5 protein-coding genes are annotated in these 4,021 nt (G+C 72.4%); all 5 read left to right on the forward strand.

Features of this window, described 5'->3' with window-relative positions; translation table 11 throughout:
- Nucleotides 1-72: 72 nt before the first annotated feature.
- The gene (locus tag CFP71_RS43935) at nucleotides 73-447 is read left to right on the forward strand and encodes a hypothetical protein (RefSeq protein ID WP_143267290.1); all 375 of its coding nucleotides are present in this window, start codon (nucleotides 73-75) and stop codon (nucleotides 445-447) included.
- A complete protein-coding gene (locus tag CFP71_RS42060; RefSeq protein ID WP_093939424.1) occupies nucleotides 429-1,136 on the forward strand; it encodes a hypothetical protein in 708 nt (235 codons plus the stop codon). Before CFP71_RS43935 ends, CFP71_RS42060 begins: the two co-directional genes overlap by 19 nt.
- A 99-nt stretch (nucleotides 1,137-1,235) precedes the next feature.
- Nucleotides 1,236-2,159 (forward strand): PP2C family protein-serine/threonine phosphatase, encoded by a 924-nt coding sequence (locus tag CFP71_RS42065; RefSeq protein ID WP_093939425.1) that lies wholly within the window; start codon nucleotides 1,236-1,238, stop codon nucleotides 2,157-2,159.
- A gap of 65 nt (nucleotides 2,160-2,224) precedes the next feature.
- The gene (locus CFP71_RS42070) at nucleotides 2,225-3,187 is read left to right on the forward strand and encodes a bifunctional DNA primase/polymerase (protein WP_093939426.1); all 963 of its coding nucleotides are present in this window, start codon (nucleotides 2,225-2,227) and stop codon (nucleotides 3,185-3,187) included.
- Between the two features lie 403 nt (nucleotides 3,188-3,590).
- Entirely contained in the window at nucleotides 3,591-3,803 is a 213-nt protein-coding gene (locus CFP71_RS42075) for a hypothetical protein (protein WP_093939427.1), read from the forward strand.
- Nucleotides 3,804-4,021 lie beyond the last annotated feature (218 nt).

A 4,021-nucleotide genomic window follows, 5' to 3' on the forward strand; every position in this document is an offset into this window, starting at 1 on the left:
CACGACCCTCAGGGCGATGAGGCGGCGGTGCACCGAGGACTGCGGGCCACGGGGGGCGGGGGGGGGGGCGTCATGCGTGCCGTGCCCGCCGGGGCGAACGCCGCCGGCCGTCACCACGCCGCACTTGACGGAACCCGGTTCCGCCCCGCGCCGGTGTGGGGACCGCGTTCAGCTGAGCACGCCCGGGCGGGGCACGCGCCGATGCCGCCTGCCGGGGGCGCGCCGAGCGGGCGAGACGTCGCCTCGCTGCGTTCACCCGCGTTCCGCGATCTCGCCTCGGCACGCCCCCGGCAGGCGGCCCCCGCCGTCGCGGCCAGAGCACCGGCGTCCCCCGCCGCGGGACACAGCACCGGTGCTCTGAACCGCGACCCCGCTATCCAGGCGTGCTGCTTCCCGGCGTCCACCACCCCGACGGCCGGAGGAATCGCATGCACACCGACCTCGTGAAACAGGTCCACGAACTGACCCAACCGCAGGCACATGCCCTGCGTGACGCCATCAACCTGCGCCGCCGACTGCTCAACGACGCGACCAACGCCCTGTACGCCGCCCAGGTCACGGTCGGAGCGCGAGTCTCGATCCGCGACAACCTCAACCCCGCCCGATACCGCGGACTCTCCGGCACCGTGCAGGCCAAGAACGGCAAGCACGCCACCGTACTCCTGGACGAGGCCTCCACCGACAAGCTGGCCAGCCAGACCGGCCGCAACCGGATCTGGATGCCCGAGGGCACCACGAGGCACCCCCTGGACGGCATTCCGGTGGAAGCCCTCGAAGTCCGCGACACGCCTGACGGTTTCGGCGAACTGGCGAAGTTCGTCATCAACGAAGCCGCGCCGGAGGAACTCACCTCCGTCGACGCTGCCCGAAAGCAGCGCCTTCACGACCTGGCCGCCGACATCGGCGAAGGCGATCCGGTCATGGTCACCGACGTCACTCCGCAGTTCCTGGCCGGGCTGACCGGTGCCGTGAAGTCGGTCGACACCCGAGAGGGAACCTGCCTCGTGCTGCTCGACGAGAACTCCACCAAGCAGCTGCGCCTGGAGTACAGCCCGCGCTATCCCGTCGAGGACGGCGTCACGAACTTCCCGCTGCGCCTGCGGTTCAACCAGATCCTGCTCACCGCTGGACTCTGACCGGCTTCCCAGCTCCCCGGTGCTGGCGGGCGTGCTTCGGCCCCGCCAGCACCGGGGCTCCACCCCCGCCACTTTCCTTGCCTGCTTGGGAGAAACACCATGCTCCACGTCCTGCGCGACACCACCGGCCGTGCCCTGCACAAGGTCGCCACGGTCCAGCCCCGACCCGACGAGCCGCCACGGGCCCTGTGCGGGCTGTGCGGCTGGTCGGAAACCGCCGACCCGCCCGGTGATCACACCGAAGCGCGCTCTCTCGCACGCGAGCACCTGCACCGACCGGCCGAGTGGCCGGTATTCCACCGCGGCCGCGCCAGCCTCACCGGCGGCCGCCGCGTCAACGCCGACCATTCCGCCGTGCTCGTCGACGACGCGTGCGGCGAGGTCACCGCGTGGGCGGTTGCCGACGGCATCGGCGACACCCCCGAGGCGGCGCACGCCGCACGCGTCGCCGCCTCCACCGCGGTGCGAGCCCTCTACGGCAGCCGCCTTGCCCCCGCGGACGCCATCCTGGCCGCCCGCGATGAACTGACGCGCCGGGCGCCGGATGGGGACGCGGTGATGATCGTGGCCGCCGCACGCGCCGGCGGTGACGGATACGAACTTGCCTGGGTGGGGGACTGCCGCGGCTACGAACTTCGCGACGGCCACCTGATCCAGCTGACCACCGACCACACCGTCGCCGAGGAAACCCGCGCCTGGCTGCGGGAAGCGTATTCCCAGCACGAGGAACCGCCCGGCTGGTACGCCCACCATCTCCCACGTTGGGAGCACATCGTCACCACCACCGTCGCGACCGCCACGACCGCCGACATCGGCCGCGCGACCACCGGCGACCAGACCACGAGGCTGCTGCTCACCACCGACGGAGTCCACAAGCAAGTACCGCACGACACCCTCGCCACCTTGGTGTCCACCGCCAGCAGTGTGCGGGCCGGCGCGCACCGGATCGCCCGCGCGGGCATCGAGCACGGCGGCCAGGACAACGCGACCGCTCTGCTCGTCGACCCGGTGGTGGTCCCGTGAGCAGCGGTTTCCTCCTGCACGACACACCACCCAGCGCCTACCCTCGCTACGCAGGGGAGGACTCCATGGCAACCAGCAGGAACACACCGGTCCGGCAGGCGGATCCACCGCCTCGCCTGCAAGCGGCGCTGGCCGCCGCCCGGCGCGGCTGGCCGGTGTTCCCCCTGCACCCGTACTCGACCTTCCCCGCCGTCGACGACTGGGAAAGCGCCGCCACCACCGACATCGACGCCATTACTGCGACCTGGGCGCAAGCCGCGTACAACGTCGGGATCGCGTGCGGACCCGCAGGTCTGGTCGTCGTCGACCTCGACCCGGCACGCGGATCACCACCGCCGCCGGAATGGGCTGAACTGGGCGTCACCCACGGCCGCGACGTGCTGCGCGTCCTCGCCGAACGCGCCGGCGAGCCCGACCCCGTCGACACCTACACCGTGATCACCCCGGGGAAGACAGGCCCGCCCGGCACCGGGGAGCACCGGTACTACACCGCGCCTGACGGGGTCGAGCTGCGCAACTCTGCCGGAGAGCGCGGCAACGGACTCGGCTGGCACGTCGACACCCGCGCCCATGGCGGGATCATCGTCGCCGCCGGATCGATCCGGCGGGTCAACGGGCGCCCGGGTCTCTACCGGATCGCCCGGGACCTGCCGGTCGCTCCACTGCCTGAGTGGCTGGCCACCAGGCTGACGCCACCGCCGCCGCAACCACGGATCCCGCTGCAACTACCGCGCGGCACGCGCCGCGACGCCTACGTGTCCGCAGCTCTGGCAAACGAGTCGGCGAACGTCGAGCACGCGACCCCGGGGATCCGGGGAGACACCATGTTCGCCGCGGCGGCCGCACTGGGCGAGCTGGTCGGCAACGGCCTGCTCGACGAACTCGCCGTCGAGACCGCGTTACTCAACGCCGCCCGCCATCACGACGGAGTCGAGAACTGGGACCGAGCGGAGGCGCTGCGCCACCTCCGCAACGGCCTCAAGCGCGGCAAAGCCAACCCGCGGCCCCTGGACGACGTCCCAGCCTGACCATCCGGCACGCCCACACCCTCGCGGCCGCTGGCCGGGTGCGCCGTCGTCGTACCCGGCCACCGGTCGCCGTGACCGGGTGCCGGCTCCACCAACTGCTAGGGCGAGTCCTGGCTGTAGCGCGCCAGGCGACCAGCGTTGCCCAGGCTGCACCGGTTCCGGCCGACATCGGGCCCCGTGAGCTGGATCGCCAGTGGATCGCCCGAGGGCAGTACACCGCAGGAGGGGCAAGCGGCGATGAATCTGGGCCAGCCATTCCGGTGAGACAAGCCCCCTTCGGGGGTCGCCTACGGCGATCACACCGGAATGGCCGACCCAGAAACCCCCGCCGACCTTCGGTCCCCTCCTACGGCGCACTGGGCGGAGCCGCGTTCCACAGACACCCCAGCCCCAGGAGGACCCGATGAGCAGCCAGACCCTCTTCGCCGACGTCGACACCGAGGTCACCGCAGCCGAGTTGATCCAGGACCTGCTCGGCGGCCGCGTGATCGAACACACCCTGGACCCCGCCGCCGCCGCAGACGAGGCGTGGCGCGCCTACAACGACCGCGAGGCCGCCGAAGCCCGGCTCCGGTCCGAGCTGATGGCCGACGACCTCGCCGGCACCGGCTGGTGAGCCCGAGCCCTGGCGGGCCGTGACCGGCCCGCCAGGACAGCGCGCCCCCGCACACCCCGCGGGGACTCCGACCACGCCCACCAGCGGACGGCACCCCCCGCCCCGCCACGCGCCCCGCACGCCAACCCAGCCCACTCCCCGCACCCGACGCCGACCCAGACCCCGAGCCCCACCATGCACCCCGCCCCCCCCCCGATCCAGTCCATGCACGACCGCGA

Source organism: Amycolatopsis thailandensis, from assembly GCF_002234405.1.
In the GTDB taxonomy this organism is placed as follows: Bacteria; Actinomycetota; Actinomycetes; order Mycobacteriales; family Pseudonocardiaceae; genus Amycolatopsis; species Amycolatopsis thailandensis.